This is a genomic window from Bacillus sp. FSL W7-1034 (assembly GCF_038593365.1).
Lineage (GTDB): Bacteria > Bacillota > Bacilli > Bacillales > Bacillaceae > Bacillus > Bacillus altitudinis.
In genome coordinates, this window is the sequence record NZ_CP151989.1 from 3,518,117 (window position 1) to 3,536,890 (window position 18,774).

Consider the following 18,774-nt stretch of genomic DNA (forward strand, 5'->3'; position numbering starts at 1 on the left):
CGTTCCCTCTTGTCTTGATGCCTGCTTAATTTGATGGTTTACGGCGAATGAGGAAGAACGCCCCCACTGCACCTCCGGCTAAGATGAGACTTGCCATCATCCCAGCAAATGCTTCATATGACATACCTAATGGACCGGCTGTGCCTCCCATACCTGTTTTCGGCATCTCATTTGGCATGTTGGATTTGAACATGTCAGGATGCTGATCGACAATAGCTGATGCGACATCTTGACCAACCATGAACATATGGCCGTATGCTTCTCTGACAGTCGGGTACAGCTGATCATATTCACCATGATGATAAGACGTGTACGTTTTGATGAGCTCATCAATATGGGTTTTCAACCCAGCTTCTAAGTCAGCCGCCTTCAATCGTCCATCTGTTGCTTGATCTAAAAATTTTGCTTGTTTCATACGGTAAGCATCTAAATCTTTGACAGCCTTTTCTTTTGCCTGCTCGTCTCCTGATGCATCCGCTTTAACATAATCAACTAAATATCCGATATGACTTGACCAGATCGTTTTAAATTGTTTTCCTGCATCTTTTCCATAAACAGAAGCGATCGCATCTGATAAATCATTTGTATTTTCATTTAAGGCTGCTGCCGCTTGGTCAAAGTCCTTGCTGCCATCATTCCCTTTTTGCATAGCCACTACCGCGAGTGCCAAATGCTCTGAGAACAAGTAGTTTAAATCCTCACGAAGATCTGCCGCTGGAGTATCGACTGATTTTTGATCAAATTTCCCAGGAAATTGATCTGTAATCGCCCATGATACACCTTTACCTACTTCAAACATATGATGAATGGATTTTCTGACCGTTTCATAGGTTGTATCAAAATCCTTTTCTGTGTAACTGTCAAAAGCTTTTAGCAGTTCATTGACGTGCATCTTTAACCCTTCTTCAAGTTCACTTGCTTTCAATCTTCCACCTGTTGCTTTATCAAGCATATCAGCTTGTTTCATGCGGTATTGATCAAGCTCTTTGACCGCTTTCTTTTTACCTGCTTCATCTTTTTTCGCTGTCGCTTGTACATAATCAACGAAGTAGCCGATATGGCTTGACCAAATCTCTTTGAATTGTTTCCCTGCTTTTTTTCCATACACAGAGGCGATCGCATCTGATAGATCATTCGTGTTTTCATTTAACGCTGCGGCTGCTTGATCAAAATCTTTACTGCCGTCAATTCCCTTTTGCATCGTGATCACTGCTAAATAAGCATGCTCTGAGAAGAGCTGATCAAGCGCTGCGCGAAGATCCGTTGCTTTATTTGACACCTCTTGTGATGATGACGACTTTTTTGCATCCCCATGCATATGTCCTTCGTGTGCACTTGCCATTTGAGCAGTTGGTAATAATAATGCTGCACTAAGCGGGATCGTTAAAAATGCTTTTTTCATTTTCATCTGTTTTGCCTCCTCTTTCCGTTTGTTATGTACTTAACGGAGAGAGAAGTGAAATGGATCATTCACACAGCATATTTTTTTGTTTCATTCATTTCATAAAAAAAAGCCGGATTACCCGGCTGATACGTTACGACTTTTGGATACTTTTCGTTCTTTGTATATTTTCCTCACCACTGGATAAATCACTGGTGCCCATTTGACAATTTGTTTCAGCCACTTTTTCATTTTCTCCCGCGCCTCCTTATTGTCATTCTTACAAGACGATTCCCGATCTTGTCATGAAATAAACAGGTGCGGGAGAGCAGGAGTTAAATGACGCCTTGTGCGATCATGGCATCTGCCACTTTGCGAAATCCTGCAATATTTGCGCCTACCGTTAAATTTCCAGCGTATCCGTATTCTTCAGCTGTCTCAGTACACTGACGATAAATCGACTGCATCATTTGTTTCAACTGACCATCTACTTCTTCAAAAGTCCAAGACATTCTCGCACTGTTTTGCGCCATTTCTAACGCCGAAACACCCACTCCCCCAGCATTTGCTGCTTTTGCTGGTGCAAACAAAATATCATGTTGTTCAAATACTTTGACGGCCTCAAGTGTGGACGGCATATTGGCCCCTTCTCCTACAGCGATGACACCGTTTGCCACTAGCTGCTGTGCTTGCGACTCTGAAATTTCATTTTGGGTCGCACATGGCAGCGCAATGTCACAAGGGAGAGACCAAATTTGTTCGCAATCTTCAATCAATTCAGCATGCGGGTGAATGTCTATGTAGGCACTAATTCGCTGGTTATCGACTTCCTTCAGCTGCTTCACTGTCTCAAGTGAAATGCCTTGAGGGTCGTAAATGGCTCCGCTTGAATCACTACAAGCCACAACCTTTCCGCCTAATTCCAATACTTTTTCCATCGCATAAATCGATACATTTCCTGACCCAGACACAACAACAGATCGTCCTTCAAATTGCATTCCGTGGGCTTTTAACATTTCTTCCATAAAGTACACCAGTCCATAGCCGGTCGCTTCTTTTCTTGCTAAACTGCCTCCGAAGCCAGGGCTCTTTCCTGTCAGGACACCTGCTTCATACGCACCACGCATTTTTTTGTACTGGCCGAACATATAGCCAATTTCGCGTGCGCCTACCCCAATATCTCCTGCCGGTACATCTTGATCAGGTCCAATATAACGACTGAGTTCACTCATAAAGCTTTGAACAAAACGCATGATTTCTCCATCAGATTTCCCTTTAGGGTCAAAATCTGATCCACCTTTTCCTCCGCCGATCGGCAAACCTGTCAGTGCGTTTTTAAAGATTTGTTCAAATCCTAAAAACTTGATGATGCTTGCATTGACCGATGGGTGGAAACGAATGCCCCCCTTATAAGGACCGATGGCACTATTAAATTGAACCCTGAATCCTCTGTTCACCTGTACTTTGCCTTCATCGTCTACCCACGGTACACGAAACATCACAAGCCGCTCAGGCTCAATTAAGCGTTCTAAGATCCCCTGTTTTTCATACTCTGGGTGTTTTGCAAAAACCGGGACGAGGGATTCCAGAATTTCTTTCACGGCTTGCTGGAATTCCGCCTCGCCTGGATTCCGTTTTTCTACATCCTCTAGCACACGGTGGATGTAGCTTTGTGCTGTTTGTGCTGCTCGATCTAAGGTCAACATGTCTCATCTGCCTCCTTGTCAAAATCTCACTCTTTGGTTGTTAGATTTTCTAACGCATATTGAGATTAATTTAACACCATTTGTAAAAACTGATCAATATTGATAACAGATGAAAACGATGCCGAAATGAGATAGATCAAGCAGAATCACCTTCCGTCATGAAAATGACCCGCTCAAAGAATGACTATCGTGCTAGAAATGACGAACTGGACGTTCAACATCCCGCTTTCTTTGACACATTCATGAAACTTTCATTTTTTCTAGATGATGATCATTCAAAAAAAAGGTCAAAAGTTTTACAACGTCTTTCAATCTTTCCTGAGCTTTTCTCCTCTTTTACGATCAGGTAAGACAACACACAGCCAATATAAAATAGAAGAAGATGGGAAGTTGATTAATCCAATGATGCCCCAGAACCATTTATAACGCCCTCTTTTCTTGGCATCCATAAATAAGAGAAATCCCTGTGCAAACAGTAACGGTAATGCGCACAATAAGATGATCATTTCCGTCTGACTCATAAGGAGGACCCTCCTTTAATATGTTGGTATTCCTTGATGCCGACAACCACACAGAGTGGCACGCTCACCACTTGGAGAAGAATGAAGATGATGGGCAAATGAGTAATGGCAGCTGCAAAAAGTGTCATGATGGTCAGACTGACGATGATGTACGCCAGCACTTCTTGTTTAAAACGTTTTTTCTCTTTTGCCTTTGCCTGCTTTAGCATCAACATCAAAGCTTGTTCACTCGGCTTTTCTACTTCGATTTGTTCATCGAGCTCCTGCAGCCCCTCTTTTAAACGATCGGCGAAACGATCTTCTTTCATCAGTCCCACTCCTTTCGAATTTTCTTGATCCCATGATGAACCCTCGATTTCACCGTACCTTCTCTCACCCCGAGCATCGAAGCGATTTCAGGGTAAGTAAAGCCATAATAGTAATGGAGAAGGATCGGTGCTCTCTCCTGAGCCTTTAACTCATTTAGAGCATCCCACATGTCATGCCAAGTATGGCCTTTTTGCTGAACATCCCATTTGAACCGGCGGATGGCTTCTTGATTCGCCTTTCCTTCTCTCGTTTGTTCACGTTTTCTTTTCTTTTGATGATCTAAAAATTGTCTAGATGCAATGGACATGAGCCATGTTGAAAATAATGAATCTCCTCTAAAAGAAGAAAGTTTTATGTACGCTTTGAGCATCGTTTCTTGCATAATCTCCTCTGTCAGCTCTTGTTGAAGGGTCAATTTCATCAAATAACGGTAAAGAAACGAATAATGATGCCGATAAAGGGCGGTAAATGCGGCATCATCCCCCTGTTTTGCCCGCTTGATCCATAAAGTCTCCTCGGTCTGCTCCAAACACGTCCCTCCTTCCTTTCTATCTCTTATTGATTAGACGACACCGGTGATCGCATCGTTTAAAATAGACCTTCTTTTTTTAATTGGAGCCTTTTCTACCAGCTATTTAGCGCATGGATCTATTTGATATCCATTTTTTTCTTATGTAATGATTATGACATGTCTTTGTCTCTAACAAAATGACGCTTTCGTAATCATCTTGATTTTCCTTGAAAAGAAGAACGTCCTTTTCATAATCACTAGGTTACCCCAATACCTATCGTCAATGATCCTTGTCTCATGTAGATAAATTGAAATAATCATTGCCTTAGTTTCCTTGAAAATCGTGGAATACTTCGTTCCAATTCTTAGCCGATGATACCTTTTTGCGTGCTATGCTCTTCCTACATTCCGAAAGAGGCGATGCTGGCGAAGGAAGGAGGAACGGTTGAATCGCAGCTTATTTTGGAAACGTTTACATTAAAACAAAATAGAGAATGGAGATGTTCATGTTGAAGAAAAAAGTTCCAATGTTAGCTGGTGTGTTAGCGGTTGGTCTCGTGACTTCATTATTTGCGCCAAATGGGGAGGCAAAAGCAGCAACGAAATATCCAGAAAGCCCTTCGATTATGGCCAATTTTAATCAGCAAGGATTCTCCACATTAAATGGCGGTACAACAGGCGGTGAAGGCGGTAAAACGGTGACGGTGAAAACGGGAAATGAACTATTAGCTGCCCTCAAAAGCAAAGGAACAAATGAAAAATTGAAAATCGTGGTAGACGGAACGATTACTCCTTCTAATACATCAGCCAATAAAATTGATGTGAAAGATACAAACAATGTCTCCATCGTCGGTAAAGGGACAAACGGCGAATTTAATGGGATTGGTATTAAAGTATGGCGTGCCAATAACGTCATCATCCGCAACCTCAAAATCCATCACAGCAAAATCGGTGATAAAGATGCCATCGGAATCGAAGGTGGCTCTAAAAACGTATGGGTCGACCATAATGAACTCTACAACACTTTGAACTCTGGGAAAGATGACTATGATGGGTTATTCGATGTGAAAAATGACTCCGATTACATTACGTTCTCATGGAACTATGTCCATGACAGCTGGAAAACAATGCTGATGGGCAGCTCCGATAACGATAACTACAACAGAAAAATCACATTCCACAACAACCGCTTTGAAAACTTGAACTCTCGTGTACCGTCTATGCGCTACGGAGAAGGTCATGTGTATAACAACTACTACAAAGGCATCCATACAACTGCGATTAACTCTCGTATGGGCGCAAAAATGAGAATTGAGCACAACGTATTTGAAAATACAAACAATGCCATTGGCAGCTGGGACAGCCGTCAAGTCGGTACATGGCATGTCATCAACAACTCATATATTAACAGCACAGGTAGCCTGCCAACGTCTTCAACAGGTACGTACAACCCTCCTTATAACTACTCTTTGCTTAACGTGAACAATGTGAAATCAGAAGTTGTATCAAATGCGGGTGTAGGAAAAGTAAACCCTTAAACTCAAAAAACGTTCGGGCAGAAATCTTCTGTCCGAACGTTCTTGTCATACATTTTTTACACGTTCGAAAATGGACGATCCATTTCATACAGCTTTTGATAACGCACATTTTCTTTCAGCAAATCATGATGGTGCCCTTCCATCTCAATACGTCCACCTTCAATAAACATCATACGGTCACATGCCTCACAGCCAGTGAGGTGATGGGTGATCCAAATGACTGTTTTTCCTTTTAACACACGGAAGATTGTTTCAAGCAATTCACGCTCTGTGCGTGGATCAAGCCCGACAGTTGGCTCATCTAATACAACAATCGGTGTGTTTTGCAGCAAAATCCGTGCTAGAGCCATACGCTGTCTTTCTCCACCAGAGAAACGAACCCCTGTCTCTTGTACACCTGTGTGATAACCTTCTGGCAAAGACTCAATGTAATCGTGCAGCTGAACTTGCCGCGCGGCTTCTTTTACTTGCTCTTCTGTCGCTTCTGGAGAACCTAAGCGAATGTTGTTTAAAACAGACGTATCAAATAAATAGGGCTGTTGATTGAGCACAGACACATAAGAGGATATCTCCTCTTGAATGCTTTGTACCGGTTTCCCCTGAATGCTGACAACCCCTTGATTTGGCACGACTGCCCCTTCTAACAATTTTAAAATGGTCGATTTGCCTGCACCGCTTTTTCCTAAAAGAGCGAGCGATTCACCTTGCTTCATGGAAAACGAAAAATGCTTTAGTACATGTTGATCTACTTCATATCCGAAGGTGACTTGATCAAAACAGACCGCTTCAACGCCATCAGAGACGGGTGTCTCGTCTGCTGCCTTCCTCTCCACTAATCCTTCATACGACTGCTCTTCATAATGATTTAATCTGCTGACGGCATGCTGATAAACAGGAATATCGCCTGCTGCATCTGACAGCGGAAGAAAGGCTTCTGTTAATGGAAACAGCACAAGCACAAAGGCTGCGATGAGCGTGTGCGGCATAGAACCAGCCTGAACGACTGAGCCGCTCCAATACACGACAAGGACGACTGCTCCTCCAATCACTAGCTGTGCTAAAAATTGGCGCAGACGGATAAACCGGTGCTTTGCCGCTTCGAGTGCTAATAGCTTTGCTTCTTTTCGTTCATAGCCTTCAACAAAATCGTTCTGTCTGCCACTAAACAACCAGTCACTCACGCCCATGACAGCATCCGTTAAATGGCTGTACAGTTCATTTCTGCCTTTCTTCATTTGAATTTGTCGCGCCCGGTTCACAAGTACTGTGATGTATGGGAATACAAATACGAGCAGCGCCATATAAAGCAGCATCAACCCGGCAAAAGGCCATGAGAAAAGCCCAAGTGCTCCAATCGAAGCGGCATATAAAAGCAGCGCACCGATGGATGGAAAAATTGTTTTTAAATACGCATCCTGTAATCTCTCCACATCTTCTGATAACAGCCCAAGCATTTCACCTGTTCCAAGCTTAGTCTGTTTGGCACTTCGTTCAGCCATATCATAAAGACGTACCCGCATTTTTTCAATCATCGTCAAAATGAGCTGATGACTCGCCAGTCTCTCTGCATAACGAGCCGCTGAACGTGAAATACCAAAGGTACGTACTGCCACGATTGGGACATAGACCATCAAGATATTCTCAGGTCTTGTGGCAGCTTTTGAAATGAGGAACCCTGACGTATACATGAGCATAGAAGCAGAAAACACCGCAATCGCCCCTAAAAAAAGCACCAAGGCAAACAGCTTTTGATTCTCCTTGATATAAGGTATAAACCAGCCTTTACTAACCATGTGTGACCGCCCCCATTTGTTCCTGTACCAATTGATAGTACACACCTTTTCTTTCCATTAATGATTCATGAGTCCCCATCTCTGCAATCGTCCCATGATCCATCACAATGATTTCATCCATATCCGTCATCCAATGAAGTCTGTGTGTGGCTAAAAACACAAGTTTATCTTCAAACAATGGAAGCATTGTTTTCTTCAATTCATACTCTGTCTCAATATCCAGATGAGCCGTTGGTTCATCTAACAGCATAATAGATCGCTGGCCGAGCACTGTGCGAGCGAGGGCAATCCGCTGCGCTTGTCCACCGCTCAGTCCTCTGCCCTGTTCGCCAATGACCTCATCCAGTCCATTGGGGAGTTCAGCTACGAGCTGAGACAAACCTGCCTCTTGCACCGCTCTTTCGACGTCTTCATCTGTTGCATTCGGTTCATAAAAACGAATGTTTTCTCTCAGTGTCATGTGAAATAAATAAGGATGCTGCGGCATATAAACAACTTCTTTTTGCCATGCCGCCAGCTGTAAATGAGCAAGCGGCTTTCCGTTTAGGATCATTTCACCTGCAGACGGTTCAACAAAACCGCCGAGGACATCCGTTAACGTCGATTTCCCCGAACCACTGGCACCGATGATCCCAATCTTTTTCTTTCCTTTCACAGTGAGGTCCACATCCTGAATCGAATAAGGAGCATGTTCATCATGCAAGACACTGACATCTTGCAGTATGAGCTCAGATTGCTCATTCCACTCGTTCAGCTGCACGGATTGTGTCTCCTGCTCTCGGAAGCCCTTTTCCTCTAAAATCACTTGAATCGCCTCATTCGCTTCTTTACCGTTTAACGTCGCATGATAATCATTTCCCACTTCACGGACTGGCAAGAAATATTCTGGCGCAAGCATCAGTGCGGTCAAAGCGGGCAATAACAAAAGATCTCCCTCAATTAAGCGCAAGCCGAGAAATACAGCGACAGTCGCAATGGACAGCATTGAAAAGAAATCGAGAGCAAAAGATGAAAGAAAGGCGACTTTCAGTGTGCTCATCGTCGCCTTTCGATAACGCTTTGAGACCTCTCCAATATTGCGAGAATGCTTTTTGCTAATCCCTAAGTAGCGAAGCGTTTCAAGGCCACGGAGAGAATCAGTAAAATGATTGGATAATTTCTCATACGATCTCCATTGTTTGGCCGCTTTACGCTGAGCGACAAGTCCTAGCAAAATCATAAAAACAATTAAAATCGGCAGCGTGACAATGAGAATGACAGCAGATGTTTCATCTAATGTCCAAACATAGACAAGCACCATCACCGGAATAACTGCCATGTTCACCATTTTCGGCAAAAACAGCTGTAAATACTGACGATATTGGACAATGCCCTCCATCGCCAATGTCACAAGCTTGCCTGTTCCTTTTTTCTTCGTGAAAGCTGGCCCTAAACGGAACAGCTGGTCCAACAGCTGCTTTCTCACGTCTGCTCCAATTCGGGAAGAATAGGTGAACATGACCTTCTCCCGCATCAAGGTGAGACCGTGCCGCACCAGAAAGGCAGCAAGAAACAGCAAGACATAAGGTGTTGCCTGCATGAGGCTCTTCCCGTCAAACAGCGTTGTTATGGCATGTGCCAGCCACTGTGCTTGAAAAATAATACTTGCTCCTTGGATGATTGACACAATACCTAAGAGGGCAAGAAGCCCCCTCATTCCTTTTAGTTGAAGCAAACGTTTATCCATTAGTAGGTCATTGGCTCCTTACCGCTTACACGTTTACGGAAGACATAGTAGCTCCAGATTTGATACCCAAGCACAAAAGGTAGCAAAGAAATGGTAACAATCGTCATGACCGTCAGTGAATAAGATCCTGATGCAGCGTTTTGAATGGTGAGGTCGAATGCATGGTTGATCGAACTAATCATGACACGCGGGAATAATGCTGTGAAAAGCATGGTCACCGTCACCATAATACCTGCACCTGTGAATAAAAATGTCCATCCATCACGCTCTTTTCTCATAAAGAATAGAGCCGCTACATAACAAACCACAATGAGTACAGTTAAAGGGATTGTGATGATCGGACGCACGGTATAAATGTCCGTTTCAAGAATAGACACACCAACAAATACAACAAGAACTGGTAGTGCAATCAATAAAACACGCTGACCGAGCTTTCTTGCACGATTTCTTAAATCACCCTCAGTGCGGAGTGTGACGAAAATCAATCCATGCAGGAGGCAAAGCACCGTCACAGCTACCCCGCCGATCACTGAATAAAGATTGACGAAGTCTGTAAATCCAGCGTACATATTCATATCTTGATCAATTGGCATTCCTCGTAACATACTTGTGAATAGCACTCCGAGTAAAAATGGCGGAAGCAGACTGCCAAAGAAGATGATCCAGTCCCACGTTTTGATCCATGAAGCCTTCTCGACCTTCCCTCTAAATTCAAAGGCGACCCCCCGCCCAATGAGCGCTAATAGGAGAATCGTAAATGGAATATAGTATCCGCTGAACATCGTAGCGTACCAGTGAGGAAAAGCGGCGAAAATAGCCCCGCCAGCTGTAATCAGCCAGACCTCATTCGCATCCCAGAAAGGGCCAATCGTATTGATTAAAATGCGGCGCTCATGTGCATCTTTTCCAAGCAGTTGCATGGACATCCCGACACCAAAATCAAATCCTTCTAAGAAGAAAAATCCAACAAACAATACTGCGACAAGAATAAACCAAATCTCGTTAAGATATGCCATGATATGCGCCTCCATCAAATGGATCTGTAGACAGGTCCGTTTCATCCTTTTGATCTGTATTCTCTTCAGAATGTGCACCTTTTTTAATTTCTCGAATGAATAAGTAGGCAAGCACGATGGCAAGAATCAGATAAATGGCCGTAAAGCTAATGACTGAGAATAGCAACATGCCGTACGATACGTTTGGTGAAATGGATTGTGCGGTTGTCATCATACCAAAGACTGTCCACGGCTGACGCCCAATTTCCGTCATGATCCAGCCCGCTGAGTTTGCAATAAACGGGAACGCAATCATCCATACCATGAAGCGTAAATACCATTTGTTTGATTCTAGTTTTTTTCTAAAGCTCAAATACAAACCAATCATACTAGCAAAAATCATCAACATGCCGGCACCCACCATGATTCTAAAGCTCCAGAAGGTTGTTTTGACTGGAGGAATGTAATCTCCAGGACCAAACTTTGCTTCATATTCTTTTTGAAGGGTCAGCATACCTGGCACATCTCCACTAAACTTCGAATAAGCCAAGTAACTTAAAGCAAACGGAATATTGATCTCCGCAGAGTTTTCTTTTTTATCTGTATCAATGTTGGCAAATAGTGTCCAAGCCGCTGGATCTCCACTATCCTTCCAAAGGGCTTCACTTGCTGCCATCTTCATCGGCTGTGATTCCATTAAGTGCTTCGCTTGATCATGTCCAGAGAACGCCACACCTAAGCCAGAAATGAAAGCAAGCACCATGGCAATCTGGAAAGATTTTTTGAAAAAGGTCACTTCTTGTTTTTTGATCATTTTATAGGCACTGACACCCGCGATAAAGAAAGCACCGGTTGCCAATGCACCAAACAGAACGTGCGGGAACTCTACCCAAAGTTGCGGATTTGTCACGAGCGCCCCAAAGTCATTCATTTCTGCACGGCCATTTTTAATCACAAATCCAACTGGCTCCTGCATAAATGAGTTGGCGAGTAAAATCCAAAACGCCGAAAAGATCGTACCAAGAGAAACAAGCCAAATACATAACAAATGAATTTTTTTCGGTAGACGGTCCCAGCCGAATATCCAAAGACCAATAAAGGTCGATTCAAGGAAAAAGGCCAATAGCGCTTCAATGGCAAGCGGTGCACCAAAGACATCACCGACAAACCTTGAATAATCTGACCAGTTCATCCCAAACTGGAATTCTTGCAGAATCCCTGTCACCACACCTACTGCAAAGTTAATTAAGAAAAGGTGACCCCAAAATTTTGCCATCTTTTTATAGATGTCTTTTTTCTTCACCACATAAAGGGTTTGCATCAATGCAACGATAAATACCAAACCTATAGACATAGGAACAAAAATAAAATGAAATAATGTCGTTGAGGCAAATTGAAATCTTGCTAAAAACAGCTCACTCACAGCCTTACATCCTCCCTTACTTTCGCATGCCGAATGATTCGAGATATTTATGCTCACCATTTCACAAAAAATTCACTATTTGTTCAATGATTCACAAGTGAAAGTCCATTTGATATAGTTCACTCGGTGAAATTTTACTCTTGATTTTCATTCGGTTAGTTATTTATACCTGTACTTTACACCCATGTGCTTCAAAAATAAAGTAAATTTTACCTAAAATTTGGATAGGATTGTGTCAGTTGTTTGAATACTTTGTCAAAAATATGTGACGGAAAGAGACCATCACAAAAAAAATAGCGCTGCTTCTTCGCTGCAGCGCTTTTGAATATTTAGGCTTTTTTCTGTAAAGCGGGTCTTGTGACTTGCACTTCATAGTACGTAATTTTGTTTTTTAACAGGCCTTCAGGTTTCGCCTTTCCATGAGCGTGCGCATCACCAAATGCCTGAGATTTTGTCCAATTCACAAAGTCTTCTTTTCGATTCCAGCGGGTGTGAATGGTCACTTCATCGTAATCAGTTGTCTGCTGAGTGACCCATACTTCCATTCCTAAAAAGCCTTCCATAAATTCTACTTGTCCCTGCTTGTTAAACCGTTTAACAAGGTGGTCTGCACTGCCTTTTTCTACTCTTACTTGGTTGTTTACAATAATCATGTTTGGTTCATCTCCCTTTTGTTGTTGAATGGAGGCGATTGGGATAATGAGCGGATGCTCACCGTCTAAGTGAACCTCTGCCTGAATCCCAAAAACCTCCTTGAAAAAGTCTTCTGTTAACACTTCTTTTGGTGAGCCAATTTGATGCACCTGACCTCGCTTCATAGCAATGAGACGGTCACAATATTTTGCGGCCTGCTGCAAGTCATGGAGAACCATTAAAATGGTGATGCCATGTGTTTGATTCAGCTGTTTGAGTAGCTCCAGTAATTCAAGCTGATGCGCAATGTCTAAATAAGTGGTTGGCTCATCGAGAATGATGGTTTCTGTCTTCTGAGCTAGTGCCATTGCAATATATGCCTTTTGTCTTTCTCCGCCTGACAATGTATGAAGCATTCTGTTTTCATTGGTGCGGCTATTCGTCACCTCAAGCGCCCACTCAATCGCTTCATGATCTGACGTACTGCTTTTTTTCCAGATGGAACGGTGCGGACTGCGTCCAAGTGCGACAAGCTCACGTACTGTCATCGATGGAATGGCGGTTCTTGTTTGCATGAGAACCGCCACCTCCTTGGCGATCTCCTGTGCCGTCATCTCTTTTTGCGGGATGTCGTGAATGTAAATCATGCCGCTTTCGATTGAGGTCAGTCGTGCGGCCGCTTTGATAAAAGTCGACTTACCTGACCCATTCGGGCCAATGATTCCGGTTACACTCCCTTTAGGAACAGCTGCTGAAATGGAAGACAGCCGAAAGCCGCCTTGACTGAGACTCACGTCATCCATTGCAATGACATCCATCTTAACCCCTCCCTTTCTTTTTTAATAAATAGAGGAAGAAAGGTGCACCGATGCAGGCAAGCAAGATCCCTACAGGCAATTCAACCGGTGTAAACCAGACCCGTGCCGCTGTATCGGCAAAGACCACAAGCACGCCCCCTCCAAGCATTGAAATCGGCAGCAAATACCGGTAATCATCTCCGATTAAAAGACGGATAAAATGAGGTACAACAAGCCCGACAAATCCGATTAAACCACTGACACTGACAGCCGCTCCAGCTAAAAGAGCGGCCAGCGCAATGAGAAAAAATCGAGTCCGCTCTACTCGAAGGCCCAATAGCTGAGCCGATTCATCGCCAAGTAAAAGGAGATTGGACGGTTTAATGGCGAAAAAACAAAGACATAATCCAGCCAGCGCATATGGCCACACAAAGCTAAGATGATGCCAGCTCCGCCCGTTTAATCCCCCTGATAGAAAAGGCAAAACAGCCTGCACACGCTCACTATAAAGCACCATAAACCCATTCATCACCGCACCAAGCAGGGCATTGACGGCAACACCTGCCAAGATCAATTTAAGCGGGGAAACCCCTTGATCAAATGACAGCATATACACGACAAGAGCTGCTAATAAGGCGCCCAGAAAAGCAGCTGCCGGAAGCAAATACGTGAACTGCGGGAGAACAATCATGCTGAGTACAGCAGCTAACCCGCCGCCCGCAGTCACACCAATGATCCCAGGGTCAGCAAGTGGATTTCGGACAACTCCTTGTAAAATCGCCCCTGATGCCGCGAGACAGGCCCCAACGAGAAAACCAATGAGCACACGGGGAAGCCGTAAATCCATGACAATTTTTTCATGAACAGGCAGACCTGATCCCGTGAACACAGCCATTAAATCCGTCAGCGACAATTGGACAGAACCTACCGCAAGTCCTAGACAGACGCCCACACATAAAGAGAGAAACAATCCTGGTAACAGCCATTTTCGTCTTGACTGCCTTTTTTGAAAATCTAGTTCTGCATTCATCTTCATGATGACAATCGCTTCAATTTCTTCTCTAATTCATCGATCGCTCTGATGACTTCTGCGCCTGGATTTGTCCCAAATAGGTCACTTGGCAGAATCTCAACGTGTCCATTTTTGACAGCTGATACATCGTGCCACGCCGCATTTTGCTTCATTTCACTCATAAAGCCTGCTTTGACATCTTCAGGATTGCTGTGTGTCATCAGCAAAATGAGATCCGGATCGGCCTCGATTACCTTTTCTGCATTGATTTGTGCATATTGCGGAAACTTCTCGAGTGCTGGTTCATTTTCAGCAATATTCGCCCCACCAGCGATCCGCAGCAGATCACCGCTTAAAGATTGTGGAAGTGCCGCCATATATGTGCCGGGCGCACCATATACAACGAGTGTCTTTACTTTTTTCTCAGGCTGCTTCACTTGCTTGATCCGCTGATCGATTTGAGCATTGAGTGCTTTGGCCTTTTGCTGCTTTCCAAGTAAATCACCAAATAAAGTAACTTGACGCTGGATGTCCTTCACTGAGTTGGCACTTGTCAAAAGAAGCTGTGAACCAATTCCTTCTATAGTAGAGATATCCTTGCTGTTTAATGATTCATTCCCAAGCACCACATCGGGCTTTAAACTCGTGATCAGCTCGACATCAAATTGATGGGTTGTGCCAATTGATTGTACGGACTTTGCCTTTTGTAGATTGTCTGGCAATTCGGCAGTTGGCCGGCCGACAACCTGACCACCTAGAGCATAAATGATGCTCATGTCGCCAGTTGACAACGAGACGATCCGTTCAGGTGATTCATGAAACGATAATGTTCTGCCGGCAAAATCCTGAATGTTGAGCGCACCTTGCCCGCTCCCATTCTCGACAGGCGCCGCCTGGCTGCATCCGCCGAGGAGAAGCACGACGACGAGTCCTGCCCAAATCACATGTAAACATTTCAACCGTCTGTCTCTCCTTTTCTAGTAAACTTTCTTTAGTTTCGCCTGTACCACGAGACGCTTGTTTTTAGGTGCCAGCACGTGATCACAGGTCGATAATGTGAGAATCAAGTCATCTGTGGATACGTCTGTTTTCGTTTGATAGATGGACTTCTTACGCACAGCTTGCAAGTAGTGCGCATATTCACCAAGATCCTGAAAATCAGTCTGAATATAATCGAAATCGACTGTCGTCTCATACACAGCAAAAATCTCTGCTTCATAGCTTTGGTACAGCGTATCATACTGAAATGTGCGATGATCTTGGAAGAAATCTTTTTTCAAATAGTTTGTGAGACCAGCAAACATAGACCCATCCCTCATCCGATGACCGTACACCACTGTATTGGGACTTTCATGCAAGACGTCATTACGATAATCCATAAAGATACTGCCTGCCCGTGTGTCATCCTTTACATAATTACGAGTTAAATAGAATGCATTATCGTTTGACTGAACAATTGGATACTGAATCATCGTGTCCTTCATATCAATCCAACCGACAATGTCTTCATTCACCTTTCGCAAATCATCAAATGACTGACGGATTTCTCCAGGTTTTCGCTGTTTCATTCCATCCTCGTGTGTGTAAAGTGTCTGAGCCTTTGCAAGCACCTGACGATTTTGATAATTGCCAAAGAGCTCCAAGCCAATGGCAGTACCGCTATATAGAAAAACACCTAAACAGACGATCGTCAGCATTCGCTGCCCGATTCTTTTCCCTCGTTTCACACTGTCTCACCTGCTTTTTGCACAACTTATATGCCTACAGGCACGATATACATCCCTGTTTCTGCATCCTGCTTAATTGTGACGGACACATGATAAATGTGCCGCACCATCTCTTCTGTTAACACATCATTTGGCCGTCCTTCGCGGATAATTTGTCCATCTTTCATGGCGATGATGACATCACTATAGCGAATCGCCTGATTCATATCGTGCAGGACCATCACGATGGTTAATCCATGCTCGACATTGAGCTCTCGAATGAGCTCCAGAATGTCAAATTGATAATACATATCCAAATAAGTCGTCGGTTCATCTAAGAAAAGGATCGGTGTTTTTTGCGCTAAAGCCATAGCAATCCATACACGCTGCCGTTCTCCACCTGACAATGAGGCGAGAGGCACCTTTCGCTTATCCGTCAGCTTTGTACAGGACAGTGCCCACTCGATTGCTTTCTCATCTTCTTCCTTGTCACTGCCGCGCATCGTCTGGTAGGGCGTTCTCCCAAATGCCACGACTCGTTCGATCGTTAAATCGAGCGGCGCTTCATTTTGCTGATGAACGACTGCCAGCTTTCTCGCGAGTTCCCTTGGCTTGAACGCATTCAGCTCTTGTCCATCTAAGTGAATCTGTCCTTTATGTGGACAATGGTTATGTGCCATCAAAGAAAGTAACGTGGATTTGCCCGAGCCATTTGGACCGATAATGGTGGTGATTTTCCCCTTTTCAATCTTTGTAGTGACCGATTGAACAATGTCCCTCTGCCGATCATAGGAAAACGACACCTCACGAATGTCCATGAAGACGATCCCCCCTTCTTAATAAAAAGATCAGAAACGGCCCGCCAATAACAGCCATGATTGTAGAAGCAGGGATTTCATTTGGTGCCACAAGCGTTCTGCCGAGCGTATCAGCCGTCAAAATGAGCAAGGCCCCGCTTAACGCAGAAAATGGAATCAGTACCCGATGGTCCGAGCCGACGAGCCTTCTAGAGATATGGGGAATGAGCAAACCGACAAAGGCAATCACGCCCGCTACCGCAGCAGTCACCGCTGCTAATAACACCGCCGTGATTGAAATCAAAAGGCGCATTCTGGTCACACGCAATCCTAAGTTTTTCGCCGTCTTATCTTGAAGGGCAAGCAAGTTACACCATCTGCTAAAGAAAAGCGCAACCACAAGCCCAATGACGCCATAGACACCGATTAAACGGACATCTCCCCACGTTTTCATCGTCAGATTCGACTGTCCCGACTGATTAATGGTGATATTGAAATAGCTGCAAATGGTCACAAACGCTTCTGCCATCCCTGTAAACATGGCATTGATGGCGATCCCCACCAAAATCATTCGAATCGGGCTTAAGCCGCCTTTCCAAGACAACACGTATACGAGGAAGCAGGCAATTGCCCCGCCTAAAACTGAAAATAAAGGAGAGTAGAAATAAAATTGAGGAAGCGCTGTAATCGCCATTAAAGAAAAGAAGCTAGCTCCCGATGAAATACCAATAACACCGGCATCTGCTAATGGATTCCTCATCACAGACTGCAAGAGGACACCGGAGACAGATAAAGCCGCCCCTGTAAACATCGCTATGAGCATGCGGGGGATTCTTAAATCTTTAATGATTTCTACCTGTGCATGTTGACCGGTCATAAGCCCTTCCAATAATTCAATTGGTGTAACATGAATGCTCCCCGTAATGGCGGAATAAATAAATACGCCGGCTAGTAAGAGACTGACTATCAGAAATAAAATCCCTGTTTTTTTCATCTTGAACGTCCTTTTATCATTAAGATTCGCCGCTTATGACGGATACAACATACGAGTCAATTCATCTAATGCCTCTCTTGCCTTTAAGTTGCCTGTTGTCCCGAATAAGCTTTCTTCGAGGTCGTACACCCGGTCTTGTTTGACCGCATGGAAATGTTTCCAGATGTCATTTGTTTTAAATTCTTGATCAAACATTTTGACGACTTCATCCGGCATCCCATGTGCGGCTCGGAGAATGATATCTGGATTGGCTTTTTGTAAATACTCCGTATTGGATGCCAAATACTCCATTTTCTCACCTTTTACGATGTTCTTTCCTCCTGCAATACGCACAAGATCACCGATATACGAATTCTCTGTTGCCACTAAATAACTGCCTGGTACACCAAGCAAAATGAGAACGGATGGCTTCGTCTTTCCCTTCGTTCTCTCTTGTATGTCTTTCTTTTTTTGTTCAAAATCATCCACAATGCGTTTCGCTTGTGTCTTTCTATCATATTTTTCTCCAAGCTTTGTGATGGCGTTCTCCATCTTGTCCAGGCTCTCAAGGTTGAGGTATGTCGCAGGGACAGAAGCTTGTTGAAAAGGCGTTTCTAAATCATATTGAAGGGTCGTGACAGACAGGACATCTGTCGGTTGAAGTGATTGGATGATTTCCATGTCTGGGCTCATTGGGTTACCGACTGCTGGGAGTCCTTTGTATCGAGCCGGCAAGGATTTTTGACTTGTTGGCACCCCGACAAGATCTACCTCTAGCGCATCCATGATCTCAGCAGCAGCTACAGTCGTTGCCACAATGCGGGCATTTGATGCTGCGCTTTTTTTGCCTTTCGCTGAGCTTTCAGCTGATTGTGAGCAGCCTGCTAAGAAGACGCACACACATAGAGCCGTGATCAGGGTACATAACATTCGATGCTTCAAAAAACAGAAGC

At 44.0% G+C, this 18,774-nt stretch carries 18 protein-coding genes; 1 reads left to right on the forward strand and 17 read right to left on the reverse strand.

The genetic code is table 11. The annotated features are described in order from the left end of the window. Positions 1-25: 25 nt before the first annotated feature. The 6 genes from NST73_RS18165 to sigY all read right to left on the reverse strand — a co-directional run bounded on the left by NST73_RS18165 (position 26) and on the right by sigY (position 4,446). Positions 26-1,408 carry a hypothetical protein gene (locus tag NST73_RS18165; RefSeq protein WP_019743488.1) on the reverse strand — a complete coding sequence of 461 codons (1,383 nt, stop codon included), beginning with the start codon at positions 1,406-1,408 and terminating at the stop codon, positions 26-28. Between the two features lie 111 nt (positions 1,409-1,519). Beyond that, positions 1,520-1,633 (reverse strand): hypothetical protein, encoded by a 114-nt coding sequence (locus tag NST73_RS18170; RefSeq protein WP_226650551.1) that lies wholly within the window; start codon positions 1,631-1,633, stop codon positions 1,520-1,522. Between the two features lie 83 nt (positions 1,634-1,716). Then, a complete protein-coding gene (gene gdhA, locus NST73_RS18175; protein ID WP_039165114.1) occupies positions 1,717-3,087 on the reverse strand; it encodes an NADP-specific glutamate dehydrogenase in 1,371 nt (456 codons plus the stop codon). Positions 3,088-3,395: 308 nt separating this feature from the next. Further along, positions 3,396-3,608 carry a hypothetical protein gene (locus NST73_RS18180; protein ID WP_008345569.1) on the reverse strand — a complete coding sequence of 71 codons (213 nt, stop codon included), beginning with the start codon at positions 3,606-3,608 and terminating at the stop codon, positions 3,396-3,398. Further along, positions 3,605-3,916 (reverse strand): YxlC family protein, encoded by a 312-nt coding sequence (locus NST73_RS18185; RefSeq protein ID WP_144679043.1) that lies wholly within the window; start codon positions 3,914-3,916, stop codon positions 3,605-3,607. The genes NST73_RS18180 and NST73_RS18185 overlap by 4 nt, the downstream gene beginning before the upstream one ends. Continuing rightward, positions 3,916-4,446 (reverse strand): RNA polymerase sigma factor SigY, encoded by a 531-nt coding sequence (gene sigY / locus NST73_RS18190; protein ID WP_058337087.1) that lies wholly within the window; start codon positions 4,444-4,446, stop codon positions 3,916-3,918. Before sigY ends, NST73_RS18185 begins: the two co-directional genes overlap by 1 nt. A 488-nt stretch (positions 4,447-4,934) precedes the next feature. Between sigY and NST73_RS18195 the strand changes: the two genes are divergently transcribed. Continuing rightward, entirely contained in the window at positions 4,935-5,966 is a 1,032-nt protein-coding gene (locus tag NST73_RS18195) for a pectate lyase (RefSeq protein ID WP_008345573.1), read from the forward strand. Positions 5,967-6,022: 56 nt separating this feature from the next. Here the strand turns inward: NST73_RS18195 and cydC are convergent, their stop codons facing one another. The 11 genes from cydC to isdE all read right to left on the reverse strand — a co-directional run bounded on the left by cydC (position 6,023) and on the right by isdE (position 18,763). Further along, positions 6,023-7,759 carry a thiol reductant ABC exporter subunit CydC gene (gene cydC / locus NST73_RS18200; protein WP_135009537.1) on the reverse strand — a complete coding sequence of 579 codons (1,737 nt, stop codon included), beginning with the start codon at positions 7,757-7,759 and terminating at the stop codon, positions 6,023-6,025. Continuing rightward, positions 7,752-9,485, reverse strand: coding sequence for a thiol reductant ABC exporter subunit CydD (gene cydD, locus NST73_RS18205; protein ID WP_058337089.1), 1,734 nt, complete (start codon positions 9,483-9,485; stop codon positions 7,752-7,754). The genes cydC and cydD overlap by 8 nt, the downstream gene beginning before the upstream one ends. Then, complete coding sequence (cydB, locus tag NST73_RS18210; protein WP_342499264.1) at positions 9,485-10,501, reverse strand: cytochrome d ubiquinol oxidase subunit II; 1,017 nt, start codon at positions 10,499-10,501, stop codon at positions 9,485-9,487. The genes cydD and cydB overlap by 1 nt, the downstream gene beginning before the upstream one ends. Continuing rightward, positions 10,488-11,903 carry a cytochrome ubiquinol oxidase subunit I gene (locus NST73_RS18215; protein ID WP_144679041.1) on the reverse strand — a complete coding sequence of 472 codons (1,416 nt, stop codon included), beginning with the start codon at positions 11,901-11,903 and terminating at the stop codon, positions 10,488-10,490. The genes cydB and NST73_RS18215 overlap by 14 nt, the downstream gene beginning before the upstream one ends. Positions 11,904-12,232: 329 nt before the next feature. Continuing rightward, positions 12,233-13,354 carry a heme oxygenase gene (gene isdG / locus NST73_RS18220; protein WP_041507982.1) on the reverse strand — a complete coding sequence of 374 codons (1,122 nt, stop codon included), beginning with the start codon at positions 13,352-13,354 and terminating at the stop codon, positions 12,233-12,235. A gap of 1 nt (position 13,355) precedes the next feature. Next, positions 13,356-14,369, reverse strand: a complete 1,014-nt coding sequence (locus NST73_RS18225) for an iron ABC transporter permease (protein WP_178897452.1) — start codon at positions 14,367-14,369, stop codon at positions 13,356-13,358. Further along, the gene (locus NST73_RS18230) at positions 14,366-15,304 is read right to left on the reverse strand and encodes an ABC transporter substrate-binding protein (protein ID WP_008345587.1); all 939 of its coding nucleotides are present in this window, start codon (positions 15,302-15,304) and stop codon (positions 14,366-14,368) included. The genes NST73_RS18225 and NST73_RS18230 overlap by 4 nt, the downstream gene beginning before the upstream one ends. Positions 15,305-15,322: 18 nt before the next feature. Beyond that, entirely contained in the window at positions 15,323-16,072 is a 750-nt protein-coding gene (gene srtB, locus NST73_RS18235; RefSeq protein WP_024719522.1) for a class B sortase, read from the reverse strand. 26 nt (positions 16,073-16,098) lie between these two features. Continuing rightward, positions 16,099-16,869: an ABC transporter ATP-binding protein gene (locus NST73_RS18240; RefSeq protein ID WP_024719523.1), complete on the reverse strand. Its 771-nt coding sequence runs from the start codon at positions 16,867-16,869 to the stop codon at positions 16,099-16,101. Further along, positions 16,856-17,842: an iron ABC transporter permease gene (locus tag NST73_RS18245; RefSeq protein ID WP_007497915.1), complete on the reverse strand. Its 987-nt coding sequence runs from the start codon at positions 17,840-17,842 to the stop codon at positions 16,856-16,858. The genes NST73_RS18240 and NST73_RS18245 overlap by 14 nt, the downstream gene beginning before the upstream one ends. 33 nt (positions 17,843-17,875) lie before the next feature. Next, on the reverse strand, positions 17,876-18,763 hold the full coding sequence (isdE, locus tag NST73_RS18250; protein WP_024719524.1) for a heme ABC transporter substrate-binding protein IsdE: 888 nt from the start codon (positions 18,761-18,763) through the stop codon (positions 17,876-17,878). Positions 18,764-18,774 lie beyond the last annotated feature (11 nt).